The organism is Polynucleobacter sp. AP-Nickl1-40-C4 (genome assembly GCF_035012665.1).
Lineage (GTDB): Bacteria > Pseudomonadota > Gammaproteobacteria > Burkholderiales > Burkholderiaceae > Polynucleobacter.
On the sequence record NZ_JAYGQR010000007.1, the window covers coordinates 1 to 23,679 of the forward strand.

General features: G+C 44.7%; 30 protein-coding genes and 2 pseudogenes. 10 read left to right on the forward strand and 22 right to left on the reverse strand.

Annotated features, from left to right (window positions below; translation table 11 throughout):
* The first annotated feature begins 288 nt into the window (after positions 1-288).
* On the forward strand, positions 289-459 hold the full coding sequence (locus VC182_RS08395) for a hypothetical protein (protein WP_323485041.1): 171 nt from the start codon (positions 289-291) through the stop codon (positions 457-459).
* A gap of 192 nt (positions 460-651) precedes the next feature.
* Positions 652-843, forward strand: a complete 192-nt coding sequence (locus tag VC182_RS08400; RefSeq protein WP_072583613.1) for an antitoxin VbhA family protein — start codon at positions 652-654, stop codon at positions 841-843.
* On the opposite strand, the gene VC182_RS08405 is transcribed toward VC182_RS08400, so the two are convergent.
* Both VC182_RS08405 and VC182_RS08410 read right to left on the reverse strand, forming a co-directional pair.
* Positions 840-1,382 (reverse strand): DUF6036 family nucleotidyltransferase, encoded by a 543-nt coding sequence (locus VC182_RS08405; protein ID WP_216243423.1) that lies wholly within the window; start codon positions 1,380-1,382, stop codon positions 840-842. The genes VC182_RS08400 and VC182_RS08405 overlap by 4 nt on opposite strands.
* The gene (locus VC182_RS08410) at positions 1,379-1,711 is read right to left on the reverse strand and encodes a hypothetical protein (protein ID WP_072583615.1); all 333 of its coding nucleotides are present in this window, start codon (positions 1,709-1,711) and stop codon (positions 1,379-1,381) included. The genes VC182_RS08405 and VC182_RS08410 overlap by 4 nt, the downstream gene beginning before the upstream one ends.
* A gap of 123 nt (positions 1,712-1,834) precedes the next feature.
* Between VC182_RS08410 and VC182_RS08415 the strand changes: the two genes are divergently transcribed.
* From VC182_RS08415 to VC182_RS08425, 3 genes are all read left to right on the forward strand, one after another.
* On the forward strand, positions 1,835-2,032 hold the full coding sequence (locus VC182_RS08415) for a hypothetical protein (protein ID WP_323485042.1): 198 nt from the start codon (positions 1,835-1,837) through the stop codon (positions 2,030-2,032).
* 113 nt (positions 2,033-2,145) lie between these two features.
* A protein-coding gene (locus tag VC182_RS08420; protein ID WP_416350580.1) for an IS3 family transposase occupies positions 2,146-3,497 on the forward strand; the annotation gives its coding sequence in 2 pieces (ribosomal slippage) (positions 2,146-2,608 and positions 2,608-3,497; 1,353 coding nt in all).
* Positions 3,498-3,773: 276 nt separating this feature from the next.
* Positions 3,774-4,097 (forward strand): hypothetical protein, encoded by a 324-nt coding sequence (locus tag VC182_RS08425; protein WP_323485043.1) that lies wholly within the window; start codon positions 3,774-3,776, stop codon positions 4,095-4,097.
* A 288-nt stretch (positions 4,098-4,385) separates the two neighbouring features.
* Here VC182_RS08425 and infA read toward each other — a convergent pair whose 3' ends face one another.
* Positions 4,386-4,646, reverse strand: coding sequence for a translation initiation factor IF-1 (gene infA, locus VC182_RS08430; protein WP_072583618.1), 261 nt, complete (start codon positions 4,644-4,646; stop codon positions 4,386-4,388).
* Positions 4,647-4,731: 85 nt separating this feature from the next.
* Positions 4,732-4,935: a cold-shock protein gene (locus VC182_RS08435; RefSeq protein WP_072583619.1), complete on the reverse strand. Its 204-nt coding sequence runs from the start codon at positions 4,933-4,935 to the stop codon at positions 4,732-4,734.
* 388 nt (positions 4,936-5,323) lie between these two features.
* Here VC182_RS08435 and VC182_RS08440 point away from each other — a divergent pair, with 388 nt between their 5' ends.
* Positions 5,324-6,025, forward strand: coding sequence for a haloacid dehalogenase type II (locus VC182_RS08440; protein WP_416350581.1), 702 nt, complete (start codon positions 5,324-5,326; stop codon positions 6,023-6,025).
* 282 nt (positions 6,026-6,307) lie between these two features.
* Here the strand turns inward: VC182_RS08440 and VC182_RS08445 are convergent, their stop codons facing one another.
* The 11 genes and pseudogenes from VC182_RS08445 to VC182_RS08495 form a co-directional block, all read right to left on the reverse strand.
* The gene (locus tag VC182_RS08445) at positions 6,308-7,621 is read right to left on the reverse strand and encodes a ClC family H(+)/Cl(-) exchange transporter (RefSeq protein ID WP_323485044.1); all 1,314 of its coding nucleotides are present in this window, start codon (positions 7,619-7,621) and stop codon (positions 6,308-6,310) included.
* The gene (locus tag VC182_RS08450) at positions 7,621-8,022 is read right to left on the reverse strand and encodes a hypothetical protein (RefSeq protein WP_072583622.1); all 402 of its coding nucleotides are present in this window, start codon (positions 8,020-8,022) and stop codon (positions 7,621-7,623) included. Before VC182_RS08450 ends, VC182_RS08445 begins: the two co-directional genes overlap by 1 nt.
* Before the next feature lie 117 nt (positions 8,023-8,139).
* Positions 8,140-8,574 (reverse strand): annotated as a pseudogene (locus VC182_RS08455) (IS3 family transposase); the annotation flags it as partial.
* Positions 8,573-8,734: pseudogene (locus tag VC182_RS08460) on the reverse strand (transposase); the annotation flags it as partial. The pseudogenes VC182_RS08455 and VC182_RS08460, both read right to left, overlap by 2 nt.
* Positions 8,735-8,849: 115 nt before the next feature.
* A complete protein-coding gene (locus tag VC182_RS08465; RefSeq protein ID WP_072583740.1) occupies positions 8,850-9,785 on the reverse strand; it encodes a hydroxymethylglutaryl-CoA lyase in 936 nt (311 codons plus the stop codon).
* 10 nt (positions 9,786-9,795) lie between these two features.
* Complete coding sequence (locus VC182_RS08470; protein WP_323485046.1) at positions 9,796-10,989, reverse strand: CaiB/BaiF CoA-transferase family protein; 1,194 nt, start codon at positions 10,987-10,989, stop codon at positions 9,796-9,798.
* Positions 10,990-11,108: 119 nt separating this feature from the next.
* Complete coding sequence (locus VC182_RS08475) at positions 11,109-11,717, reverse strand: glutathione S-transferase (protein ID WP_072583629.1); 609 nt, start codon at positions 11,715-11,717, stop codon at positions 11,109-11,111.
* A 22-nt stretch (positions 11,718-11,739) separates the two neighbouring features.
* Positions 11,740-12,051, reverse strand: coding sequence for a hypothetical protein (locus VC182_RS08480; RefSeq protein WP_216122632.1), 312 nt, complete (start codon positions 12,049-12,051; stop codon positions 11,740-11,742).
* Between the two features lie 110 nt (positions 12,052-12,161).
* Complete coding sequence (locus tag VC182_RS08485; protein ID WP_216122634.1) at positions 12,162-12,314, reverse strand: DUF2256 domain-containing protein; 153 nt, start codon at positions 12,312-12,314, stop codon at positions 12,162-12,164.
* Between the two features lie 8 nt (positions 12,315-12,322).
* A complete protein-coding gene (locus VC182_RS08490) occupies positions 12,323-13,894 on the reverse strand; it encodes a cryptochrome/photolyase family protein (RefSeq protein ID WP_323485047.1) in 1,572 nt (523 codons plus the stop codon).
* Positions 13,891-14,160, reverse strand: a complete 270-nt coding sequence (locus tag VC182_RS08495) for a TIGR03643 family protein (protein ID WP_323485048.1) — start codon at positions 14,158-14,160, stop codon at positions 13,891-13,893. Before VC182_RS08495 ends, VC182_RS08490 begins: the two co-directional genes overlap by 4 nt.
* 41 nt (positions 14,161-14,201) lie before the next feature.
* On the opposite strand from VC182_RS08495, the gene VC182_RS08500 reads away from it, so the two are divergent.
* The gene (locus VC182_RS08500; protein ID WP_323485049.1) at positions 14,202-14,552 is read left to right on the forward strand and encodes an HNH endonuclease signature motif containing protein; all 351 of its coding nucleotides are present in this window, start codon (positions 14,202-14,204) and stop codon (positions 14,550-14,552) included.
* 178 nt (positions 14,553-14,730) lie between these two features.
* Positions 14,731-14,949: a hypothetical protein gene (locus VC182_RS08505; RefSeq protein ID WP_323485050.1), complete on the forward strand. Its 219-nt coding sequence runs from the start codon at positions 14,731-14,733 to the stop codon at positions 14,947-14,949.
* Positions 14,950-14,958: 9 nt separating this feature from the next.
* Here VC182_RS08505 and VC182_RS08510 read toward each other — a convergent pair whose 3' ends face one another.
* Positions 14,959-15,336, reverse strand: coding sequence for a hypothetical protein (locus VC182_RS08510; RefSeq protein ID WP_323485051.1), 378 nt, complete (start codon positions 15,334-15,336; stop codon positions 14,959-14,961).
* 320 nt (positions 15,337-15,656) lie between these two features.
* Positions 15,657-16,886: a dicarboxylate/amino acid:cation symporter gene (locus VC182_RS08515; RefSeq protein WP_323485052.1), complete on the reverse strand. Its 1,230-nt coding sequence runs from the start codon at positions 16,884-16,886 to the stop codon at positions 15,657-15,659.
* A gap of 89 nt (positions 16,887-16,975) precedes the next feature.
* On the opposite strand from VC182_RS08515, the gene VC182_RS08520 reads away from it, so the two are divergent.
* Positions 16,976-17,671 (forward strand): alpha/beta hydrolase, encoded by a 696-nt coding sequence (locus VC182_RS08520; RefSeq protein WP_323485053.1) that lies wholly within the window; start codon positions 16,976-16,978, stop codon positions 17,669-17,671.
* On the opposite strand, the gene VC182_RS08525 is transcribed toward VC182_RS08520, so the two are convergent.
* The 4 genes from VC182_RS08525 to pmbA form a co-directional block, all read right to left on the reverse strand.
* Positions 17,664-18,449: a sulfite exporter TauE/SafE family protein gene (locus VC182_RS08525; protein WP_323485054.1), complete on the reverse strand. Its 786-nt coding sequence runs from the start codon at positions 18,447-18,449 to the stop codon at positions 17,664-17,666. The two genes, VC182_RS08520 and VC182_RS08525, sit on opposite strands and share 8 nt — an antisense overlap.
* Before the next feature lie 9 nt (positions 18,450-18,458).
* Positions 18,459-19,736 (reverse strand): divalent metal cation transporter, encoded by a 1,278-nt coding sequence (locus tag VC182_RS08530; protein ID WP_323485055.1) that lies wholly within the window; start codon positions 19,734-19,736, stop codon positions 18,459-18,461.
* A 114-nt stretch (positions 19,737-19,850) separates the two neighbouring features.
* A complete protein-coding gene (locus VC182_RS08535) occupies positions 19,851-20,933 on the reverse strand; it encodes a TRAP transporter substrate-binding protein (RefSeq protein ID WP_072583642.1) in 1,083 nt (360 codons plus the stop codon).
* 74 nt (positions 20,934-21,007) lie between these two features.
* Positions 21,008-22,354 carry a metalloprotease PmbA gene (gene pmbA, locus VC182_RS08540; protein ID WP_323485056.1) on the reverse strand — a complete coding sequence of 449 codons (1,347 nt, stop codon included), beginning with the start codon at positions 22,352-22,354 and terminating at the stop codon, positions 21,008-21,010.
* 26 nt (positions 22,355-22,380) lie between these two features.
* Here pmbA and mog point away from each other — a divergent pair, with 26 nt between their 5' ends.
* Complete coding sequence (mog, locus tag VC182_RS08545; protein WP_323485057.1) at positions 22,381-23,013, forward strand: molybdopterin adenylyltransferase; 633 nt, start codon at positions 22,381-22,383, stop codon at positions 23,011-23,013.
* 56 nt (positions 23,014-23,069) lie between these two features.
* Here mog and orn read toward each other — a convergent pair whose 3' ends face one another.
* Positions 23,070-23,678: an oligoribonuclease gene (orn, locus tag VC182_RS08550; protein WP_072583645.1), complete on the reverse strand. Its 609-nt coding sequence runs from the start codon at positions 23,676-23,678 to the stop codon at positions 23,070-23,072.
* Position 23,679: the final 1 nt, after the last annotated feature.

Here is a 23,679-nt window from a genome sequence, read left to right on the forward strand (position 1 = left end):
GATCTGCCTCTTGTAATATCCGAACAATTTGTTCGTCTGAAAACCGTGCTCTCTTCATACCTGCTCCTTAGGTTGAAGGAGTCATTATCTCTAAAAGCTTTTGGTCTGAAAATCCTAGGGCAGGTCACCAGGTTTACCGCGACAAGGGATTGAAGTGGGAAAAGATTCATAGCATTCCTGTACCAAAAGATATTGATGCACTCTACTCATTTCGAGTTAGCAAATCAATCCGGGGCATTGGCTTCAGAGAAGATCATTTCCTAAGGGTTTTATTAATTGAACCAGATCATGATGCTGCTTATGGCAAAAAATAAACCGCCACACAAAAGCGTTGGTTACACCACTGTTGAGCAGATCCTCAATTCGCCTGATCCCGATATTGTTGGATCTTATTACGCCATGCAGCGTGCCGGTCAAGCGGCGATTGACCTAGCCATTAAACGAACACCGCAATCGTAACCATGGTTGATGGGAAGATCGTTCGGATCCCAGCTTCTGAGCTCATTAAAAAGCGCCAGCCTAGCGTCTAAGTGCCCTTGGTCGCGAGTTCGAATCTCGCCCGACCCACCAGTTATACAAAAGCCTCTAGAGAAATCTAGGGGCTTTTTCTTTAGATATAAAGAAAACCATAACTCTATATAAAATTCTTTAATGTCAAAAAAATACTCTAGCGAGCCTTTAAGGCGCCAATTTATTGTCAATAACGCTTTAGCATCTGCGCGTATTGAGGGATTTACGCCTTCAACAGAATTTGTTAAGAGTCTTTTAGACTACATTCAAGGCCATCGAAATATTGATGAATTGATAAAAATGGCTAAAACTCGTTATAAAAAAGAACTTTAAGTTTCTTTATCTAAATTTAGTAATTTTTTATCTTCAAAAATTCTTTGCTTGACAGATTTTTCTTCCATCTCATCTAAGAATGCAGTCTCTCGCAGGCGATAATCAATCGTAGGCATTGATAGTAATTTCGCCTTAAGTCCCTCTTGAATCCAAACGCGGTCCCGAATTTCACCGCGGGCGTATTTGGATATCGCGGCATCATTTAATTCTAAAAATAATGCCCTTACATCGCCAAAGTCATGAATCACAAAACGGTCTTCCCAACCATCTGGCAATGTTGGCAAGTCGGGACTAGCAGCATCTACATAGTATCCATACTCATCTTCAAACGGACTGCCCTGGCCAATTAGCGCAGCTATTTCGCCAGCGCGACCTGGATCATCCTTTGGGTACATGTCCACATCGATGGAGCGAACCATTTCATCCGGGGGATCCGCTTTCAGCCCAAGCGCAGTCAAACTACCAATAATGACGTAGTCAGTATGGTTGGTGATCTTTTTGGCTTCGGTGAGTACGTGATGAATATGGCTCAGATTCACTGAACTTCTTTCATCAGAAAACTAAATGGTGAATTTTGGGCTAGTGCATGTGCTTGCGGAGCATCTCCACAAACCTCTCGCTCCATTTCGGAGGGGTCTGAATTTATCAGTCTTCTCCAAGAGTCTATATAGAAGCGACTACATAAATCCCGCTCTTCCCACTTTTGAATACGGCCTTCAGCTTGATGTAATACATCATTCCGGCGATCGGAGCGGAGCAAAACCAAGACGTGTTGATGCAACCTACTGAGCTTTTCATACTTCTCGGCATCAGCCTTACGAGCTAAAACACGCATAGGAATGGAGGGCTTTGACTTAATGCTTTGCATTGTTCAAGTATATATAGGAGGCTATAGAAGGGCAAGATTGGCAAAAAACCCTTCATACCATCAAGTTTTAAGCAAAACAGAGGCTTTCAGTTACGTAAAATAATCAGATAAACAGGAGGAAAGATGAAGTCCATTGTTAAAGATATTCGTAACTTTCCAGACCCCGACATTGCGGGCTCCTACTACGCCATGCGACGTGCTGGGCAAGCAGCAATTGACTTAGCAATTCAAACGAACACCGCAATCGTAACCATGGTTGATGGAAAAATAGTTCAGATCCCAGCTTCTGAGCTCATTAAAAAGCGCCAGCCTAGCGTCTAAGTATCCTTGGTCGCGAGTTCGAGTCTCGCCCGACCCACCAGCTATGCAAAAGCCACCTTCTGAACTGACCCCCAAAAGTTGGACATTATGTCCAACCAAGGGGGTTTTGTTTTATGAGCAAGTACAGCAAGCAGTTCAAGCTAAAGGTAGTTAAAGAGTTTCTAAGGTCAGGCGGTCTTAGGCGGGTAGGTCACCTATTTAAGATTAGCCATTCAGATGTCCGCAAATGGACCTTGGCCTATCAAGCCCATGGTCATAGCGGTCTTAACCCCAGCTTCCAACGCTACTCCCCAGAGTTTAAAGTCCAAGTTCTGCAGCACATGGCTGCGCACCAGATATCAGCAAGGCCAGCTGCCGCCCACTTCGGCATTGGGAGTATGACTACGATTTTGCAGTGGCAAAAACTCTACAATGAAGGCGGTATTACAGCCCTTGCCAATCGACCGAGAGGACGACCGCCGATGTCTCAATTTAATATCAAAGCATTACTCAAAAAGCCGATCTCTGAGCTCACGCCGGCAGAGTTGCGAAGACGCTTAGAGTATGCCGAGGCAGAGAGTGCTTACCTAAAAAAGTTAGAAGCCTTAGCTCAGAGCAAAGCAGTAAAAGAGAGCAAGCCCAAGTAATTACTGAGTTAAGGCTGCATTACCGTTTACTAGATTTACTCCAGATTGCCAAGATGGCGAGAAGCGTCTATTACTACTGGCGGGATGCCAGTAGTAAAGCCGATCCTTATCAGGATGCTAAAGAGCATATCACCCAGATCTTTAATGCCCATCGGGGTCGCTATGGCTATCGGCGAGTGCTACTAGAGCTACGCAATCAACAGCAATACTTAAACCACAAGACCGTGCAAAAGCTGATGGGCCAACTTGGCCTAAAGTCCACTGTTCGCCCTAAGCGCTATCGGTCCTATAAAGGCACTATCGGTAAGGTGGCACCCAATTTACTAGAGCGTAACTTTGGAGCAAGCAAACCTAATCAGAAGTGGGTCACTGATGTCACTGAGTTCAATATCAAAGGTGAGAAGGTGTATCTCTCACCGATCTTAGATCTATACAACCAAGAGATCATCTCCTATGAGATTGCTGATCGGCCACAGATTAGCTCGGTCATGCAAATGCTCCAAAGCGCATTTAAACAACTGGGACCAAAAGACAGGCCTATGTTGCACTCAGACCAGGGTTGGCAATACCAGATGGGGCTTTATCAACAGGCCCTTCACCAGCAAGGCATTACTCAAAGCATGTCTAGAAAAGGCAATTGCCTAGATAACGCTGTCATGGAGAACTGGTTTGGGATTATGAAGACCGAGTTCTTCTACCAAAAGAAGTTTGAGGATGTTCAGTCATTTAAGGCAAAGCTAGAGGAATACATCCACTACTACAACCATGATCGAATCAAACAAAAACTAAAGGGATTAAGCCCGGTAAATTACCGAACTCAATCCCTCGTGCTAACCTAACTAAACTGTCCAACTACTGGGGGTCAGTTCATTCGGGTAGCTTTTTCTTTGGAATCTAGAAGCTTGGATTACGGAAGTTAATTTGGGGTAATGTATGCCTAATATTGCTTAATTTGGAGATGCAATAGTGCCATTCAAAAAATTACTGAGCATTACTTTGTTCGCCCTCTTGGCAGGATGTCAGAGCATGGGGTATCAGGAAGGCGCCGCCCCCGTGAATCCCGGCGGAGATGTCACCCTTACCTTTAATCGCACAAGTACGGTTTTTTTGGACTTGTGAAAAGTGCCCAAGTTTATGTGGATGGCCTTAAAGTCTGTGTCATCCCCAATGCAGGTAATTGCACCGTAAACATACCTTCAGGAAAACATATTCTTAAGGTAGACGGCACAATGTCCGGCTCTTTCGACGTATTTTCTCAAACCAATCAATTTGACAGCGGTAAAACCTATCGATTTGTTATTTCGCCAAATAGATCTGAAATGCTTTTAGAAGATCCTAGCGGCCCCGTAGGATTCATAGCTGAACCTACATACTACGAGCTCAATAAAACCGCTAACAGCAGCGATAACGGCGAGTTCACTATGAAACCAGCTGATTAGTCGTCAGTGATTGATTAGTCGCGAGTTCTAATCTCGCCCGACCTACTAGTTATAAAAAGGGATTACAGAAATGTGGCCCCTCTTCTGTTGATTGCTTGGAATGTGTCGGTAATTTGTGGTGGCAATAAGCGATCCGTTGGACTGTTGTTGCCTAGGATGGCAAACGACCAAATAAAAAACCACCCGAAGGTAGTTTAAGTATCTCTTGCTTGCCTGGGGCCACATCAAACAGGGCCTGCGATTCTTGGCAAATATTAATTTAACTTGCAGTTTTAAACCTCAAAGCTATCAATATCGTCTCTTAGGCGCACCAGCAAAAGATTGCTTCTTCTCAAGATGTCTAAATGTAATACGGCCTTTGCTCAAGTCATAAGCGGAGATCTCCAAAGAAACCTTATCTCCTGCCAATATACGGATGTGATTTTTTTTCATTTTCCCCGCTGTATAGGCAATAAGCTTATGGCCATTATCTAAAGTAATCCGATAACGAGAATCTGGCAGAATTTCATCAACCAGGCCTTCCATTTCAAGCAACTCTTCTTTTGCCATTTAACATCCTTTATAAAAATAAAAAGCCCAGTCATGCTGGGCTTTAGGCCAGGCAAATAAGTTCCGCCTGGCATTTGCTTCTGATTTAAACAGGTTGAATATTGGATGCTAACTTGCCTTTAGGGCCAGTAGTAATATCAAAAGTCACTTTTTGACCTTCAGCTAAAGACTTAAATCCGCTGCTATTAATTGCTGAAAAATGGGCAAATAAATCTTCGCCACCGAGTTCAGGGGTAATAAAGCCGAAGCCTTTAGCGTCGTTAAACCATTTCACAATTCCGTTTGCCATATCTGACTATTCCTTAAAAAAATATAAAAGGGGCTATGCCCCAAATGAGGCGAAAGTCAAGAATGGCGGGGGAGATGCTAAGAAGAACTATCGCAGAACTGCGGTATTAATTAATAGTACAACAACACTATTAGCTTGAAAGTCGCTAAATGTATTTTACTCTACTTTGGTCATAAAAGGGTTACTTACTAACAAATCACCTTCATAACAGCCATAGATAAAGGTAAAAGTGCTTTGGCAATCCGTTGGTCGCAAGCTCAAATCGCCTGACCCACCAGTAATATCAAGCTCCAAATGAAGGTTCGGGGACTTTTTCTTTGGAGTTCCGCTAATATCCAATAACAGGCGTTGCTTTCCGCTAAATATCAACCCAAAAAGAACTTTAAAAATGAGTATGGACCCAAAAATACTAGCCTTTGATGTCTTTGGAACAGTAGTTGACTGGCATGGATCAATCGCGGCTGAAGCCAAAAGACTCAGCCTGCCAGTTGATCCCAATGAATTCGCTACAGCATGGCGTAATGGTTATAAACCAGCAATGGCTAAGGTTCGCTCTGGAACTCTGCCATGGACAAAGATTGATGATTTACATCGTATGATTCTTGATGACATATTGAAGACATTCAACATTACCTCGCTGTCCGAATCACAAATACATGAATTAAATCTAGTTTGGCATCGCCTCAATCCCTGGCTAGATACAGTCGAAGGACTGACAAAATTAAAAAGTAAATTTACTATCGTTACCTTATCTAATGGAAATCTTGGCCTGCTTGCAGATATGGCCAAGAATGCAGGACTTCCTTGGGACTTAATTCTTTCAGCTGAAGTATTTCGTCACTACAAGCCTGATCCAGAAACTTATTTAGGTGTCGCGGAGATTTTCAATGTCCTACCCGAACAGGTGATGCTTGTGGCGGCTCACAAAGATGATCTTCTGTCAGCAAATGCCTGTGGACTTCAAACAGCTTTCATTGAAAGACCACTAGAGTTTGGCCCTAACTTCTCAAGGCAAGATTTGCATCGTGAAGAATTTACCACTTACCACGCCGAAGATCTTATGGACCTTGCAACACAATTGAATTGCTAATCCCAAATTATTGCAACAGGTATCAGGCAGTCGCTCAATCGCATATTCATCCAATAAGACCCAACCCGGGGATTACTCCAATATAGAACCACTCAATGCGGCTACTGAGTCCTGCAATATCGCCCATCAAAATGGCTTTTATCCAACACACCTAGTGGATCAGCGGTACATCAATCACTACACCCCAATTCTGGAGGCTAGACTTAAACTTGCAGGTGAGCGACTGGCTCAGTTACTCAATAAAACTCTTCAATAGACATCAAAGAGATTACGACTGAGGTTTTATTTGGTTCTATCCATTAATGCATCATAAATAGGCTCTTGTTTTAGCAAGACAGGAATGATGGAGCAAATCACACTAGTAATCAGCAGAGGAATAATTAAGCTAACTTTGCCGCTCATCTCTATTGCGAGCAAAATTCCGGTAAGGGGCGCTCTAACGACTACTGTAAAAAAAGCTGCCATGCCCACTAATGCATAGGCAATGGGATCAAGTTGACCTAGTGCAAGATGGCTCAATAGTGGGCTCATTGCAAGTACAAATAACACGCCAATACCAGAGCCCATCAACAGGATTGGTGAAAATATTCCGCCTGGCACTCCTGTGGAATAACTAATAGGCCCCAGAAAGAAACGGCCAAGTATCAAGAGCATGAGGGGCAGCAAGAAATAGCCTTTACTCAAGATGGATTGAACTTGTAAATCTCCTCCACCCACTAGATTTGGATAAAAATAAGCCAGTGACCCCACCCCAAAACCAATGATGAGCGCTTTGTTCACCGGAGAAATGCCAGAAAATGAATCGGTAATATTTAAGGCGCCAATAATCGTTCGACTATACAGAGTGGCTATGAAACTCAATAGCACTGCAAATACACCATAGCAATACAGACTAAAGCCAGAATCTGGCAACAGGTCACCAACTACAAATTCAATTGAATTTCCAAAGTAAGCTCGAAACACAATGACACCTGAAGCTACTGCAGCAATAGACACCATGAGTCTTTTAATGGAGATTTTTTTAGATATCTCCTCAAATGAGAATGCAATTCCCGATAGTGGCGCATTAAAAGCCACTGACAATCCTGCGCCAGCTACAGCGGTATATAAAAGTGATTGCTCAACCACTTTATGGCGGAATAATTTTCCACATTCGGAGCCAATAATGGCAGCCATCTGAACCGTTGGCCCCTCCCTGCCCAAAGCCATTCCAGATCCAATGGATAACAAGCCGCCAAAAAATTTAATTGGTAAGGCCCTAAACCTACTAGGTTTAGCTGCCCCGTGCATGACTGCCTCTACATGCTGAATACCACTACCGATTGTCGAAGGCTCTAACTGAACCAACATGCGAGCTATTCCTACACAGGAGCTAGTGATGAACCCCACTACGATAAATCCAGAAATGAACCATCCTGTATCGATGGTATGCAAATAGGCAATAAATGAAAGAAAGTGAATAGTGATGAAATTTAGTGCAGCTCTAAATGTGCCGCCCACTATGCCCACCAAAGCCCCTGCAAAGGCAGCCACCAACAACACCTTAAGAGTGTCGAATGGCGAATCAGGTAAATCTTCTGATTGAATGCTATTCATTATTCACAAAGCCCGGTCAAAAGCAGGCTTCCTGAAAAGAAACCAAATGGCTTCTTTTTTCCTTTTACAAACTCATCGATATTCAAATAATCAACAAAGGCTCCGCCACTACCTTCAGCCTTCTGCTCCCAAATTACTTTGTAGGAATTTTTCCCACCAATTGACGGAAATACTTTAGGATTATTAAGAGCATCCATTACGTCCCCAATCACCTCACCGGTACCCTTTATCACAGTAAACTTCTCCCCGACCCTTGGGCTATCTCGCAATACATCTAGAGAACCATCCGCCTTAATGTAGGCATCGCTCATCACTTGGCACTGGTAAAAATGAGGATCGGCATAGGCTTGCAATGGGGCGACTACTGCAGCCATAAAAAATAGAGTGGTTAAGCGATTCATAGTTTTATCTTTTGGCGACTGTTTAGAAATGAAAATTTGATGCGAATAGTTACACTCAGTCTACTAGAAATACAAAAGCCACCCTATGAACTGACCCCCAGTAGTTGGAAAGTTTAGTTAGGTTAGCACGAGGGATTGAGTTCGGTATTGCACCGGGCTCAATCCCTTTAGTTTTTGTTTGATTCGATCATGGTTGTAGTAGTGGATGTATTCCTCTAGCTTTGCCTTAAATGACTGAACATCCTCAAACTTCTTTTGGTAGAAGAACTCGGTCTTCATAATCCCAAACCAGTTCTCCATGACAGCGTTATCTAGGCAATTGCCTTTTCTAGACATGCTTTGAGTAATGCCTTGCTGGTGAAGGGCCTGTTGATAAAGCCCCATCTGGTATTGCCAGCCCTGGTCTGAGTGCAAGATGGGCTTATCTTTTGGTTTTAGTTGCTTAAAAGCCTTTTGGAGCATTTGTATGACTGAGCTAATCTGTGGCCGATCAGCAATCTCATAGGAGACGATCTCTTGGTTATAAAGGTCTAAGATCGGCGATAAATAGACGCTGCTCAGCTGGAATGCCATATTTATTAACCCAGGCATACAGGCTATGGGGTGAGGTGCCCAGCCTAGCAGCCACATCTCGAACACCAAAACCCCGTTCAACTACCTGTTTGACTGCTTCTAACTTGAACTCTTCAGTAAACCGCCTTCTTGTACTCATGACACACCTCCTAATAGACTAAATATTAGGCTAGAAAGTGTCTAGAGAAGTGGTAGCGATTCAGCTTAACCCACCTCATTCAAGCAAATGATAGGCCAACCATATTATTTCTTATTTATTGAGCGCGGCGTAATTCATCTACATAACTAGGCTCAGAATGCAATACGTTGGTAGTGCCGGCCTTTGCCACTTGCCCGGGAACCTCGTGCCCCACAATCTTTGGTAGTTCTCTTGCTAGTTGTATTAACTTAGGAATATTCATACCGGTGTCATAACCCATCGCATCAAGCATATGGATCGCATCCTCACTAGATATATTGCCGCTAGCTCCAGGCGCGTATGGGCATCCGCCCAGGCCACCTAGCGAACCATCAAAGCGAACAATACCAGACTGTACTGCAGCTAAGACATTGGCTAAGCCCATGCCTCTGGTGTTGTGGAAGTGCAATGTCAGTTGTAGATTTGAGAATTGCTTCTGCAATGAGTCGCACATTCTCTTTACTTGATCAGGATTTGCCATGCCCGTGGTGTCGCAGATTGTTACACCTCTTACACCGAGGTCTGCAAAACGTTTTGTAAATCCTTCAACCACCACTTGAGAAACCTCCCCTTCCATGGGGCAGCCAAAACTGGTGGAGAAGGAAACATTAATAGGCGTTCTGCCATCAACATACTTAATTACTTCAGCCAATCCAGCAAAGCTCTTTTCTCGACCCATTCGTAGGTTGGCTAAGTTATGAGTCTCTGAAGTGGACATCACGAGATTAAATTCATCGGCCTTAGATTCCAGGGCGCGCTCGGCACCTCTTAAATTGGGGACTAAGACGGTGTACTCCACTCCAGGTACGCGCTTAATGCGCCCCATCACTTCCTCAGCATCTCGTAGCATCGGAATAGCTTTGGGAGAAGTAAATGAGGTCACCTCAATTTTGGCAAAGCCACACTCACTGAGCGCATCAACCAGCTTTACCTTATCGTCCGTTGGTACAAAGTTGGGCTCAATCTGAAAGCCATCCCGCATTACGACGTCATTGAAATAAATTCTGGTCATGGTTTTATCTTTATTTAGTAAATGCAATGCCGCGCTCTTTTAAAGAGGCGACCTGATCATCACTCAAACCAATGCTTTTGAGTATTTCATCGGTATTTTGTCCAATATCAGGCGCAAGAGTCTTAATGGATCCCGGTGTACGCGATAACTTCGGAATCACGCCCGGTACATCCAACTTCGTGCCATCTTGCATCTGGATCGTTTGAATATTTTCACGGGCTTTGTAGTGTGGATCGCTTGCGATATCAGCAACGGTATAAATTTTTCCAGCTGGTACAGATACAGAATCCAGTGCTTCCAAAGCTTTGGTAGTACTCACTGTTTTAGCCCACTCACCGATAGCTTGATCAAGCTCAGCCACTCGTTTGACGCGACCATCATTGGTTTCCAGCTGGGGGTCATTGCCTAAATCTTCGCGCCCAATCACTGTCATCAGGCGCTTGAAGATGCTATCACCATTGCCAGCAACCAATACATAGCCGCCATCAGCGCACTGGTAGGCATTGGTTGGGGCAATACCAGGCAAAGCGCTACCAGCCGCTTGGCGCACCTCACCAAATGCGCTGTATTCAGGCAACAGGCTTTCCATGCAATTAAAGACTGCCTCATACAATGCAATATCAATAATCTGACCCTTGCCACTGTTATGGCGTTCTTGCAGAGCTAGCAAGATACCAATCACACCATGCAAAGACGCTAAAGTGTCACCGATGCTGATACCAACGCGCACCGGTACTCTGCCAGGTTCAGCAGTGAGATGTCGCAAACCGCCCATAGCTTCCGCAACCACACCAAATCCTGGTTTATCTCTGTATGGACCAGTCTGACCATAACCGCTGATACGAAGAACAATTAACTTGGGATTGAGTTGAAGTAATTTTTCTGGATCAAGACCCCAGCCCTCCAATGTTCCAGGGCGAAAGTTTTCGATTAATACATCCACCTCTTTTACCAGTGTCCTGACAATATCTTGAGCTTCTGATTTTCTTAAATCCAGGGAAAGTGATTTCTTATTGCGTGACTGCACTTGCCACCAGACTGAAGTGCCATCTTTAAGAAGGCGCCACTTGCGCAATGCATCGCCCTCTTTGGGTGGTTCGATCTTGATAACATCCGCACCAAAATCAGCCAAGGTCTTAGCAGCAAATGGCCCAGCGATGAGCTGCCCCATCTCCACGACTTTTAACTTTGATAATGGCTCCATCAAATCCCCTGAAATATGCTTTTGTGCCCTAAGTGGGTACTTTAAATCAATCAGCAATTGATCTAATAAAAGTCCATTTTCTTAGCCTAAAACACAGCTCTTTTTAAGGTGGGTGTTACTCAATCTTTCCAGGTGGGATGTTTTTGCATCACTGAATCGAATAAATCAGATTCAAGCTGCTGATTGAGCCATTTTTTGACTGCGGGTATAGGGAGTTGCTCAAACCTCTTGGAGTCAACCATTGAAAACTGCCTAATAAATGGGAAGATGGCCACATCCACCCAAGTTAATCTACCCCCCATTAGGTATTGGAAGTTTTGCAGCACCTGCTCCATAGGAATCAACATGACTTGCAATACTTCATCGAGAACTGCTTCTGGATCTAGCTCTGGGAATCGATTAGGGTATTTGTATTGATCCAATAGAGTCTTAAATGGGCCATCATTTTTTTCAATCCAAGAATTGGCAATAGACTCATCAACCTCTTTCCACCCATGCGGGTCAGACTGTTGCAATGCCCAGTGCAAGATATCCAGGCTTTGATCTATTACGAGATTATCCATCCGTAAAACAGGGACCGTTCCCTTGGGAGAGAGTTGCAACATCGATTGCGGTTTATTGCGTAACTCAATCTCTCGGTGTTCAACCTGAATACCCGCATACTTCAATGCCATGCGGGCTCGCATGGCATAGGGACATCTTCGATAAGAATACAAAGTGGGTGTCATGCAAGCACTTTACTCCTAGCATTTAATATGCCACTCGTTGCCAGCCACTTGGACAGGCCTGTGTCTGTGGATAGTACAGTCCATTTTCAGGGCAATAGGCAGCAGCTTGTGGTTGCGGTGGATAAACATATTGCGGGGTGTAATAAACGCGCGGAGGTCTGTAGTACGCATTGGCAACAGCCACTCCAGCCACAGCACCAACCGCAAAAGGCGCCCAGCCGCCACGCCAACCGCCATATCCACCATACCAACCCCTACCACCATGAGCACTGGCTGAGCTGGCCACCCCTGCAAGCATGACACCTGTAAGCAGGCATATTAGTATTTTTTTCATATAGACCCCCATTCATAAAGGCATTAAGCCTTTTCTTACATAACGGATCAGCTTTAAGGTGGGTTGACGCTATCAAATTAAATACTTTTGTAAGCATTAATAGGCAGGTCTTAAGGGAGTTTTTTCTTCCTACAAGCATCAGAGCAGTATTTGACCGATTCCCAATTTTTGGCCCAGGATTTTCTCCAGGTCATTTCTTTTTTGCAGGCAACACAAATCTTACTTGGGAGAGCGCTTTTGTTTCCCTTAAACGTTGTCTTCATGAGTGTTTTTATAGCGCGTCGAGCTGATTCAGAATCTTTTGGGCATGCAGCACAATTTCTTTTTGATCTTCATCACTAATTCTTTTGAGGTTGGCCGTCATTAACTTAGTACGTGGGCTCGCTTCAAATTGAGCACGATGCTTGATCAAAAAGTTCCAATACAAAGTTGTGACGGGGCATGCCTCTTCCCCATAGCGTATCTCAGGCTTGTATTTACATGAGCCACAATAATTGCTCATGCGTCTGATGTATGCGCCACTGGCGATATAAGGCTTACTGGTAAACCGTCCGCCATTCGCAAATAAGGCCATCCCAGCCGTATTAGGTAACTCCACCCACTCAATCGCATCTACGTAAATTGCTAGATACCAGTCACACACTTCTTGAGGCAGAATTTCAGCTAGAAGTGCAAAGTTTCCGGTCACCATTAAACGCTGAATATGGTGCGCATAACCATATTGCAGTGTTTGACCAATAGCATCTTGCATACAAGCCATCTGGGTCTGCCCAGTCCAATACCATTTGGGTAATGGGCGCTGATGTTGATAGTAGTTATCTTGTGCCATTTTTGGCATGTCAAGGTAATACATGCCCCGGACAAATTCTCGCCAGCCTAATATTTGTCGAATGAAACCCTCGATTGTTGATAGATCCAAGGCATACTTTTTCCAAGCAATGATGACCGCATCAATCACCTCACGAGGATTTACTAGCTTTAGGTTTAATGCGCTCGACAAAATAGAGTGCCATCCAAAGGGGGTATCCGTCCACATAGCATCTTGATACACACCAAAATTTCTGAGGCGGTATTCGACAAAATACTCCAGAGCTTGGAGAGCCTGGCTTCTGGTAACGGGCCAGTTAAATGACTCCAGAGATCCAGGATGATCTGGGTAAGTCTTTGTAACGAATGCCAATACTTCCTTGGTAATCACATCTACTTCAAACGCCGCAGGGGCATCGATGATGCCAGGTCCCTTTTTCGGATAGGGCTTGCGATTATCTTGATCGAAGTTCCACTGACCACCCTCGGGGTTACCTTCAGCGTCTATTAATACCTGGTGCTTCTTACGCATTAGGCGGTAAAAGTACTCCAGCCGGAGTTCTTTCTTGTTTGCCGTCCACTCCACAAACTCTTGTCGCGAGCAATAGAAATGCTCATCCTCAAGCATTACCAGCTCAATATTGAGTTCTTTTGCTAATGCCTCAATCGCCTGCTTGAGACGCCATTCACCAGGTTCAATACAAACTAAATGCTTTATCTTCTTTTGCAGAATATGCTCTTTGAGAACCTCGACAATAGGCAGATGAGAGCCTTGAACGTAAGTCAGCGTGTATTCCAGCTTTTTCAGCTCAACTGCAAAGTGACGCATTGCCGAGAGAAATAAAGCAATTTTGGCCTTATGAGACCAAACATACGGAGCCTCATTGGCCGATTCAATCATGATGATTTCATCTGCTTGAGAATCAAAGCCTCGTAATGCAGCGCTCTGTAAATTGAGCTGATCCCCTAGAATCAGAACTAAGCGCTTAGGCTCCGTGGTTTGCTGCTTGGCTTGCTGCTTGATTTGCTGCTTCATTTATTTTTATATTGAGTGGGGCAATAGGCTCGAGTCACATCCTCACTACGCAAGGCGCTATGTTTTGTTACTCTTCCAGTCACCCGCTTACGCCAAAGTTCAAAGGAGCTCCGTTTCAGCTCTTTACGCATAATGGCTATCACCTGAGGCTCACCTAGGCCAAAGGTTTTCTCAATGGCATCAAATGGCGTGCGATCTTCCCAGGCCATTTCAATAAGGCGAGATAAATCAGGTTCTGCGAGGGTCTTGGGGGCTAGTTTTGGCACCCTGCAAGTTTAAGACTTATTCAATAAACTAGTTTGAGCCCATGATTGGAAAAATTCGTCAAAAACTGATTTCTCAAGAAATTCCGGCCATACAAGAGCCGACGGTAATCATTTGCCCTATCTGTGATCGACCCATCCCAGATTCCCAGAAGGATGCCCACCACCTCATCCCCAAATCTAAGGGCGGGAAGACAACCGAATACCTTCACCGTATTTGCCATAAGCAAATACATGCCTTGTTTACCGAATCAGAATTAGCTCAGCATTACCATCATGCTCAGATCCTAAGAGAACATCCGGAGATGAAGAAATTTATTCAATGGGTAAAAGGCAAGCCCAATTCTTTTTATGAAAAAACCCGCAAGAGCACGCGCTTGAAAGGCTCTAGTTAAGTATTTACCTTGCCCTATTTAAGTGCATTAAAGAGTCTAATAGACTTATTAGCGACTCAAGAACCTTTTCTTAAAAGGCTGTCGAAGAGATTTCAATAAAAACCCCTCTTTGGTGCATGAGTTTTTGAGCTTGTGCAAACCTAAATATCGTTCTAATTATTAAAACCTAAGATACGTTATGCGTATAAAAATTACAAAAAGCCTGGTATTACCGGCCCAAACACTCGAGACCGAAAGCATTCCTGAGGCACTGTTTCCTGAGGGGGATTATCTTGCCAACCTCACCCCTGATGGGAAGATTGAGGTGATCAATACACGAAAAATAAAGGCCTTTTTTTCTTTCTCGCAATTTAGAGAAAGAGTCTCACTAGGTGAATTTATTGTGATGGAAGCCTGAGCTCAGATTTCAGTGGGCTAAATCTAGACTCACCACTACCGCCGTGATTGCAGCTATGGATTCAAATGCTTTTGAATTAACACCACTAATATCAATATCCTCCCAGTTGAACTCCAAGGAGAAATACGCGGACTCGACGATAAGCTCATAATTAGTAGACACCTTATTACTCTCAATCCCTTTAGGCTCATCACTCACAGGAACGCGTAAGGACTCGATAGCAGCAATTAATGTACTTACTTCGTTACCCGTTAACTCTCGAGTACGCAGCACATCATCTGTGCGCTTAATAGAAATCTTGGAGACCTCATCAATTGTCACTTCGTATTGATTAAGACCCAAATCTTCCCAAACGGTTAATTCCAGAGCAATCGGATATGTTTTCATCAATCTACCTCGTCAACATGGGGTTCATCAAAATGCGTCTTTTGAGGCCGGAGCTTTACAGCTAGCTGAGTCCATTTACTTTGATGGATTCGGTAGTAGCAATGCTCAGCATGATTCTCTAGCAAACCAAAAATAATGGTAGTTGGGATTTTGCAATGAAGGCACCGATAAGCATGTTGATCCTCTTCAATCTTCTCTTGGGGGTAGTCGATATAAAACGGTTTCAATTTGAGCCCCCTTTTTTTCTTAGCTAGATCAGGTCAATAAAACCATCTTACACCTGAGCTTTATTCAAGTGGGATTCATTTAAAGGTATTTAACTACCCCTCAAGCTCACCTTCCCATTTAGAGATCACGGCTGTTGCCAAGCCATTTCCCAATACATTAGTTGCTGAACGCGCCATATCCAAGAAGTGATCTACCCCAAGGATCAAGAGGACGCCTGCTTCTGGCAAGTTAAATTGGGATAGAGTTGCAGCAATGACTAACAATGAGGCTCGCGGTACACCTGCTATTCCCTTTGAGGTGATCATTAACACCAGCAACATCAAGAGCTGCTGGCTGAGCTCCATCTCAATACCGTAGACCTGCGCAATAAAGATGGCAGCAAATGTGCAATACATCATCGATCCATCTAAGTTAAAGGAATATCCCACCGGTAAAACAAAAGAAGCAATTTTGTTTTTACAGCCAAAGCGCTCCACTCTCTCTAAAGTCATTGGATAAGCCGCTTCTGAACTCGCAGTTGTAAACGCAAGTAAAGCCGGCTCACGCAGCATCTTCACTAAAGTCCAGGTGCGATTTTTTAATACCAAGGAACTAATCAGAATGATGACGATCCATAAGGTGAAAATAGCAGCATAAAAACTCAGCATGAATTTTCCGTAGGTCATCAATATGCTGACACCGTTTTCGGCAATAACGGATGAAACTGCCGAGAAGACTGCGATAGGAGCCATCTTCATTACTGCAGTCGTAATCTTGAGCATGATGTGGGAGAGCATATCCAGATTACGAATGAACTCATCTGCTCTAGCCCCCATGCCTGCTGCGCCAACACCAAAGAAAACAGCAAAAACTACGATCTGTAAGATCTCATTTTTAGCCATCGCATCAAAGATGCTGACCGGGAAAATATGTCTCACAAAATCTGGAAAATTAAGGCTCGCTTTATTTAATCCAGTATTGGCTGCAATCTCCGGCAGAGTTAATTCCACGCCAATACCCGGATGCAGAATATTGACCATGACCAAGCCCAACAATAAAGAAACCAGCGACATGGAAATAAACCAAGAGAAGGTTTTTAAACCCACTCTACCGATAGTCGAGGCATCACCCATTTTGGCTATACCAACAACCAAGGTGGCAAATACCAAGGGAGCGATGATCATCTTGATCAAACGCAAAAAGACATCCGTCAAGATTGAAATGTAAAGGACGTACTGATCGGGGAAAGAAGTTCCTGCACCGTATAAGTTGACGAGGTAGCCAACCAAGACACCCAAGACCATCGCCCCTAGAATAAAGTGAGTTAGCTTTTTAGAGTTCATGGATGGCCTAATTAATGAGGGGAACAGAAAGATTCTACCTACCTTTAGGCCCGCTAAAAATCAATCAAGACTGAAAAAGTTGATAATGAATGATTGAACATACATCATGGAAAATAAATATGCTGCCCTGCATCGAATTGGAAACCAGCCCGAATCCAACAGCTGCCGTTATCTGGTTGCATGGTCTTGGGGCCGACGGCAATGATTTCGTACCCATCATTCCTGAATTAAAACTAGCTGGATGCCCTGGTATTCGCTTTGTATTTCCGAGCGCCCCAAGCATGCCCGTCACCGTCAATGGCGGTTACGTTATGCCAGCCTGGTATGACATCATTGGCAGAAACCTGATGGATCAAGAAGATGCGGCAGGCATTCAAAAATCAGCAGCAGCGATTGTTCAGTTAATCGAAAATGAGGCTGAGCGCGGGATTGCCTATGACAAGATTGTTTTGGCTGGCTTTTCTCAAGGGTGCGCAATGGCCTTGCATATTGGCTTACGCTTTCCACACAAGCTTGCTGGCATTATTGCCCTATCAGGCTACCTACCCTTAGCAATGACTGCCAATATTGAAAAGCATACTGCCAATGCTAAGACACCGGTCTTTATGGCACATGGCACTTATGATCCCGTGGTTGCCCTTGACCGCGCCGAAGCATCGCATGCCTTACTAGAACAAATGGGTTATCCAGTAGATTGGAACGAATACCCCATGGAGCACTCCGTTAATCATGAAGAGCTCATGGATATCTCGCGCTTCTTACAAGAAGTATTGGCGACTAAATAAGTCCATCCGCTATTAACTTAATGCTGGCAATGAGTAAAAAGAATCTCACTGTTCGGTAATACCATTTCATTGAGATTCTTTTAGCTAAGTAAAAGCCAAAGTAGACACCTACTGGTGCACAAGGTAACAAGATAATTGAGGTTGCCAATTGCTTGTAATTTAATAGATCTAAATAGGCATAAGGCCCCAGCTTCCCAAAATTCATGACCGTGAAGAAGACTCCTAAAGTCGAGGTGTAAACCATTGGCAAGAGCTTTTCTCTGAGCATGTACACCGTAATCGGTGGCCCACCAATATGTGCAACAAAGGAAGTGAAGCCAGACGTCAACCCCATAGCTCGCCCAAGCCAAGGATAGGACTTTGTCTCCTTCACCTCGATGCGAGACATAGCAAGATTCTGAATCAAAAAGAGGAGGGTAAAAATACCAATCGACAGCGTCAATACCTGAGGCGTGATGGCAGTAAAGAAAATCATTCCCAATAGAAGGCCTGCTATGGCTGGCGGAATAACAATCTTAAGAATGTCCCAGTTCGCATTCTGAATGTATCGACGCAAACCCACTAAATCAATCACAATTAAGAGTGGCAACATAATTGCTAAAGCTTCATTAATTGGAGCCTGGCTAGCCATCAAAGGTAGTGAGAGGGTGCCAAGCCCGGCCCCAAAGCCGCTTTTAGATATACCTAGAATGGTGACGCTGATGACTGCACATACAAAAAAAGCAAGTGAGTGTGCGTTGAAAGATTGCACCAAGGAGGTAAAGAGTAAATCAAGCATCCAGCGATTTTACCAAGCTATGAATAGGTAGGCAGCGGCTACAGCCATAAAGCCTGTGGCTAGCCATCCGAAAATCCTCATACTCAAAGAGGCGACATGAGCCCCCATCACTGACTGTTTTGATGACAAAACCATAATGGCCACCATGAGTGGTACAGCGACGATTCCATTGATTACCGCACTCCAAAATAAGGCCTTCATAGGGCTAATGGGTGAGTATTGAATCGCCAGAGCAATCAACACGCTCAGAGCAATGATGGCGTAAAACTTGCTTGCTTGAGCAGCGCTATCCTCCAAGCTAGAGCGCCAGCCAAATACCTCTGACAAAGCATAGGCAGCCGAGCCAGCAAGAACAGGCACTCCCATCAGCCCGACGCCCAAGATCCCCAGCGCAAAAAGCAGAAAGGTAAACTCGCCGGCGAGAGGTCTCAGTGCTGATGCAGCTTGAGCAGCAGTATTGATGTCACGTATACCAGCAGCATAGAGAGTCACTGCCGTAGCGAGAATAATGCAGTACGCAGCCACATTGGAGTACAGCATACCGCTCCACGTATCCCAATGAATTCTTCTGAGTTCTGAAGTGATCACCTCGGGATTTTTCTGTTCAAGCAGACTGGGCTGACCACGCAAGTTCATATCCTCGACCTCCTGAGAAGATTGCCAAAAAAATAAATAAGGGCTAATGGTGGTGCCAAAGATCCCGACCACCACTGCAGCCGAATCTGCACTCCAAGTCAACTGAGGAAAGAAGGTGCTCCAGATGACATCGCCCCAAGAAATATGCACCGTAAAAAGGACGGCACCATACGCCAGTAGAGAAAGTGATAACCACTTCAAAAAGAAAACATAGTGGCGATAAGGAATCAGTATCTGCAAAACCAAAGTCAACAATACAAAGAGGCCGGTCATGATATGCCAATTAATACCCGTAACCAACTGTGCTACCTCACCCATCGCAGCAATATCTGCAGCGATATTGAGAACATTTGCAATCAATAGCAGCAACACTAGAGAAACCAATACAACTGGCGGAAAAGCTAACTTCATATTGGCGGATAAACCACGGCCAGTCACCCTACCGATACGAGCGCATAAGACTTGAATTGTCGACATCAAAGGATATGCAAAGGGCATTGTCCAAAGCATATTTAAACCAAATTGCGCACCCGCTTGAGAATAAGTGACGATCCCACTTGGATCATCATCCGCTACACCCGTCACCAATCCCGGACCTACCCGAGATAAAGGATGTTGCTTAATGCGGACCCAGATTTCCGAGAGATTCATATGGGTTTCGGTGAGAAGATCATTCTTTGAGTGTAGTCTTTAATAGGATATTCGGGAGGATCGGCTCAAAAGATAAGGGCTCATACAGAGCCCTTATGCTGATTGATTTAACTATCAAAGTTTCTTACTAAAACTATATTGAGCAAATGCTTGCTCAGCCACATTAAACCACTGCGCTTCCATGTTTCTAAATGCACGGTAGTCCTCAAAAATCTTTTTGAATTGCGGATTCTTGGCAGACTCCTCTGCATAGGTTTCTTGACTTGCTTTAAAGCACGCATCTAGGATAGAAGTATTGAACTTACGAAGTACGGCACCGTTTTGCAGGAGGCGTTGCAATGCAGGTGGATTAAGCGCATCGTACTTTGCGCACATATCGGTATGCGCTTCGAAACAAGCTGCCTCCCATGCTGCTTGATAGGCAGGCGGCAAAGAATCCCACTGCTTTTTATTGACCAAGAAAGAAAGTCCAGCGGCACCCTCCCAGAAAGCCGGGTAGTAGTAATTCTTGGCAACCTTTGCTAGGCCTAGCTTTTCATCATCATAGGGTCCAACAAATTCTGCAGCGTCAATCGTGCCCTTTTCCAGCGCCGAATAAATCTCACCAGCTGGAAGCTGCTGTGGCACTACACCGAGTTTTGCAAGTACCTGCCCTGCAAATCCAGCGATGCGGAATTTCAAACCCTTTAGGTCTTCTGGTGATTTAATTTCTTTGCGAAACCAGCCACCCATTTGTGTACCAGTTTGACCGCCTAAGAAATTCACAATGTTGTAGCTGGCATAGAGTTCGCGCATTAACTTCATGCCATTACCATGCAGCATCCAAGCAGATTGTTGGCGAGCAGTTAAACCAAATGGTGCAGCAGTATCAAAGATGAAAGCACTATTTTTACCTAGGTAGTAATAACTTGCGGTATGTCCACACTCTACGGTGCCGTTTTGTACGGCATCCAATACCTGAAGAGCTGGAACGACTTCACCAGCTGCAAATACCTTGACGTTAAATTTTCCGTCAGTAGCTTTACGCAAAGCGTTAGCAAATACTTCAGGCGTACCAAATAAAGTATCTAATGATTTAGGGAAGCTCGAAACCAAACGCCAGTTCAGAGTTGGCAAACTTTGTGCAAGCGATGGCGCTGCTAAGGCAGCAACTCCGGCACCAATAGTGGCTTTCTTTAAAAATGAACGTCTTTGCATTTCCGTCACCCCTTTTAAAAATAATGAAGTTTTATATTGATACTATTTTTAGAGTCCGCATTGATTGTCTTGCTTTATTTTCCACCAACCGTCATTGAGCCCAGCAAAATCGATCCCGTTTCTTTGGTGCCACGAATGAGGGTATCGCTCCCAATCAACTGAATATCCATCAGCATATCGCGTAGATTGCCAGCGATGGTAACCTCTTCAACAGGGTATTGAATAACTCCATTTTCAACCCAGTAGCCAAATGCACCGCGAGAATAATCACCCGTCACGTAATTGACGCCCTGCCCCATTAATTCTGTCACCAATAAACCGGTTCCCATTTCTTTTAATAGTGCAGGCAAGCCACCCTTAGGCGTTTTCTTACTTTGTAAAGTCAGGTGATGTGACCCACCAGCATTACCGGTGGTTTTCATGCCCAACTTGCGAGCAGAATAAGTCGATAAAAAATAACCTTCGAGTATTCCTTTATCTACCACTGTTCTAGCAGAAGTTTTGACGCCCTCTTCGTCAAAAGGTGCACTACCAGTCATTGACTTCAGATGTGGATCTTCAAACAAGCTGATATGTTTGGGCAACACTTGCTTACCCAAACTGTCGAGTAGAAAGCTGGAGCGGCGATACAAAGCGCCGCCTGAAACAGCTTGTACTAGACCTCCCAATAATCCCGCAGCGAGAGGCGCTTCAAAGATCACCGGGCAACGTCGAGTTGTCAAAGATCTGGCCTTGAGACGCGACAGGGCCCGCTGAGCTGCATACGTTCCGATTGCGGCAGGATCGGCCAACTCCTCAGGAATGCGGGAGCTGGAGTACCAATCGTCACGTTGCATGTGAGCTTTCTTGCCACCTTCGCTAGCGATTGGCGCACAAGAAATATAGTGACGAGAAAAAGGATAGCCGCTCATAAATCCATGCGACGTTCCCATCATGAAATGCGCATGGTGTGCGGATACCGATGCGCCATCACTATTTTTAATTTGTTTGCTCACTGAAAATGCCGCGCCCTCAGCACTACGTGCGATTTCTACTGCAGCAGCTGCATCAATATTCCATGGATGAAACAAATCTAAATCCAGCGGACTTTTTTCTAAGAGATCAGCCTCAGCAGGACCTGCACACAAATCCTCTGCCGTGTGTTGTGCGATGTGATAGGCAGCATCAACCGTTGCCTTTAATGATGCTTTTGAGAAATCGCTAGTGCTGGCGTTACCGCGGTGATGACCCAAAAATACGGTGACCCCCACTTGCTTATCCAGACTTTGCTCGATAGTCTCAACCTCACCCTTACGAACAGTAACGGAGAGGCCCTGACCCTCTGAAACCTCCGCTACGGCATCTGAGGCACCCCTTCTTTTGGCCTCTTTGAGCATGAAATCGATGATTTCTTGAAACTGGTTGGATGTATATGTAAACATACCCTAATAATAGCTAGAATAGAAACATGAAGCATACAGAAGCCCTGAAACGAAACAGCCCTAATGAGGTCAAAATTGGCCTCATCTCCATCTCGGATCGCGCTAGCAAAGGCGTCTACCAGGATGAAGGCATTCCCGCCCTACAAACCTGGCTCATTAAAGCCATTAGCAATCCCTGTGTTTTTCATGAACGCCTCATTGCCGACGAGTCTGAAGCTATTACCGAGTCGATTGTTGAATTGGTAGACGAGTTAGGCTGCGATCTAGTGCTCACTACAGGGGGTACTGGCCCATCCAGAAGAGATGTCACCCCTGAGGCTACTCGTGAAGCCGGCACTCGTGAGATGCCTGGTTTTGGGGAACAAATGCGTCAAATTAGCTTAAGTTTTGTACCGACCGCCATTCTCTCTAGACAGACAGCCGTCCTCAGAGAAATTGATGGTCATGCTGCCCTGGTCATTAACCTGCCCGGACAACCTAAAGCAATTGCAGAAACGCTTGAAGGCCTGAAAGACGAGAACGGTAAATCGATTGTTCCCGGCATCTTTGCAGCGGTGCCTTACTGTATTGATTTAATTGGCGGCCCGTATATCGAAACTAACGAAACAGTCATTAAAATCTTTAGACCAAAAAGTGCTCTTAAGAAAACTGGGGCTTGATTCGCTCCAACCATCAATAAAAAGGTCCGCATTGCGGACCTTTTCTTTTGAGATGGCTACTGAGGAAGCGGCACAATAAATTTCTCACGGTAATACTTTAGCTCTTCGATAGACTCTTCTATGTCTGCTAATGCTGTATGCGCCTGGTTCTTTGTGAAGCCTTTCACCAACTCAGGATGCCAACGCTTACAAAGCTCTTTCAAAGTAGAAACATCAATGTTTCGATAATGAAAGTAAGCCTCTAACTTCGGCATGTATTTCGCCATAAAGCGTCTGTCTTGCCCAATCGTATTGCCGCACATTGGGGCGATACCGGCTTTAATATATTTCTTTAAGAAGGCAATGCATTCTGTCTCCGCCGTTGCCTCATCTAGAGTGGATGCCTTCACTTTATCGATCAAACCAGATCGCCCATGCGTACCTTTATTCCAGGCATCCATGGCATCCAAAACGGCATCCTCCTGATGCACTACCCAGACTGGGGCCGTGGCAATAGTATTGAGGTGGGCATCTGTCACGATAATAGCAATTTCCAGAATCCGTTCGGTTTCCGGGTTTAGGCCTGACATCTCCATATCCACCCAAATCAGGTGTTCATTCGCTGGCGCCGCCTTGGTTGCCGCTGTGACTGCTGCTGTGGTTGTAGTGTTAGTTTGCTCGCTCATA

Bases quoted from the DNA above. Each gene is read 5' to 3' on its own strand.
- VC182_RS08395 (WP_323485041.1), top strand. From the start codon at position 289: ATGATGCTGCTTATGGCAAAAAATAAACCGCCACACAAAAGCGTTGGT.
- VC182_RS08400 (WP_072583613.1), top strand. From the start codon at position 652: ATGTCAAAAAAATACTCTAGCGAGCCTTTAAGGCGCCAATTTATTGTC.
- VC182_RS08410 (WP_072583615.1), bottom strand. From the start codon at position 1,711: ATGCAAAGCATTAAGTCAAAGCCCTCCATTCCTATGCGTGTTTTAGCT.
- VC182_RS08415 (WP_323485042.1), top strand. From the start codon at position 1,835: ATGAAGTCCATTGTTAAAGATATTCGTAACTTTCCAGACCCCGACATT.
- infA (WP_072583618.1), bottom strand. From the start codon at position 4,646: ATGGCAAAAGAAGAGTTGCTTGAAATGGAAGGCCTGGTTGATGAAATT.
- VC182_RS08435 (WP_072583619.1), bottom strand. From the start codon at position 4,935: ATGGCAAACGGAATTGTGAAATGGTTTAACGACGCTAAAGGCTTCGGC.
- VC182_RS08440 (WP_416350581.1), top strand. From the start codon at position 5,324: ATGAGTATGGACCCAAAAATACTAGCCTTTGATGTCTTTGGAACAGTA.
- VC182_RS08445 (WP_323485044.1), bottom strand. From the start codon at position 7,621: ATGAATAGCATTCAATCAGAAGATTTACCTGATTCGCCATTCGACACT.
- VC182_RS08450 (WP_072583622.1), bottom strand. From the start codon at position 8,022: ATGAATCGCTTAACCACTCTATTTTTTATGGCTGCAGTAGTCGCCCCA.
- VC182_RS08465 (WP_072583740.1), bottom strand. From the start codon at position 9,785: ATGACCAGAATTTATTTCAATGACGTCGTAATGCGGGATGGCTTTCAG.
- VC182_RS08470 (WP_323485046.1), bottom strand. From the start codon at position 10,989: ATGGAGCCATTATCAAAGTTAAAAGTCGTGGAGATGGGGCAGCTCATC.
- VC182_RS08475 (WP_072583629.1), bottom strand. From the start codon at position 11,717: ATGACACCCACTTTGTATTCTTATCGAAGATGTCCCTATGCCATGCGA.
- VC182_RS08480 (WP_216122632.1), bottom strand. From the start codon at position 12,051: ATGAAAAAAATACTAATATGCCTGCTTACAGGTGTCATGCTTGCAGGG.
- VC182_RS08485 (WP_216122634.1), bottom strand. From the start codon at position 12,314: ATGAAGACAACGTTTAAGGGAAACAAAAGCGCTCTCCCAAGTAAGATT.
- VC182_RS08490 (WP_323485047.1), bottom strand. From the start codon at position 13,894: ATGAAGCAGCAAATCAAGCAGCAAGCCAAGCAGCAAACCACGGAGCCT.
- VC182_RS08500 (WP_323485049.1), top strand. From the start codon at position 14,202: ATGATTGGAAAAATTCGTCAAAAACTGATTTCTCAAGAAATTCCGGCC.
- VC182_RS08505 (WP_323485050.1), top strand. From the start codon at position 14,731: ATGCGTATAAAAATTACAAAAAGCCTGGTATTACCGGCCCAAACACTC.
- VC182_RS08510 (WP_323485051.1), bottom strand. From the start codon at position 15,336: ATGAAAACATATCCGATTGCTCTGGAATTAACCGTTTGGGAAGATTTG.
- VC182_RS08515 (WP_323485052.1), bottom strand. From the start codon at position 16,886: ATGAACTCTAAAAAGCTAACTCACTTTATTCTAGGGGCGATGGTCTTG.
- VC182_RS08520 (WP_323485053.1), top strand. From the start codon at position 16,976: ATGATTGAACATACATCATGGAAAATAAATATGCTGCCCTGCATCGAA.
- VC182_RS08525 (WP_323485054.1), bottom strand. From the start codon at position 18,449: ATGCTTGATTTACTCTTTACCTCCTTGGTGCAATCTTTCAACGCACAC.
- VC182_RS08530 (WP_323485055.1), bottom strand. From the start codon at position 19,736: ATGAATCTCTCGGAAATCTGGGTCCGCATTAAGCAACATCCTTTATCT.
- VC182_RS08535 (WP_072583642.1), bottom strand. From the start codon at position 20,933: ATGCAAAGACGTTCATTTTTAAAGAAAGCCACTATTGGTGCCGGAGTT.
- pmbA (WP_323485056.1), bottom strand. From the start codon at position 22,354: ATGTTTACATATACATCCAACCAGTTTCAAGAAATCATCGATTTCATG.
- mog (WP_323485057.1), top strand. From the start codon at position 22,381: ATGAAGCATACAGAAGCCCTGAAACGAAACAGCCCTAATGAGGTCAAA.
- orn (WP_072583645.1), bottom strand. From the start codon at position 23,678: ATGAGCGAGCAAACTAACACTACAACCACAGCAGCAGTCACAGCGGCA.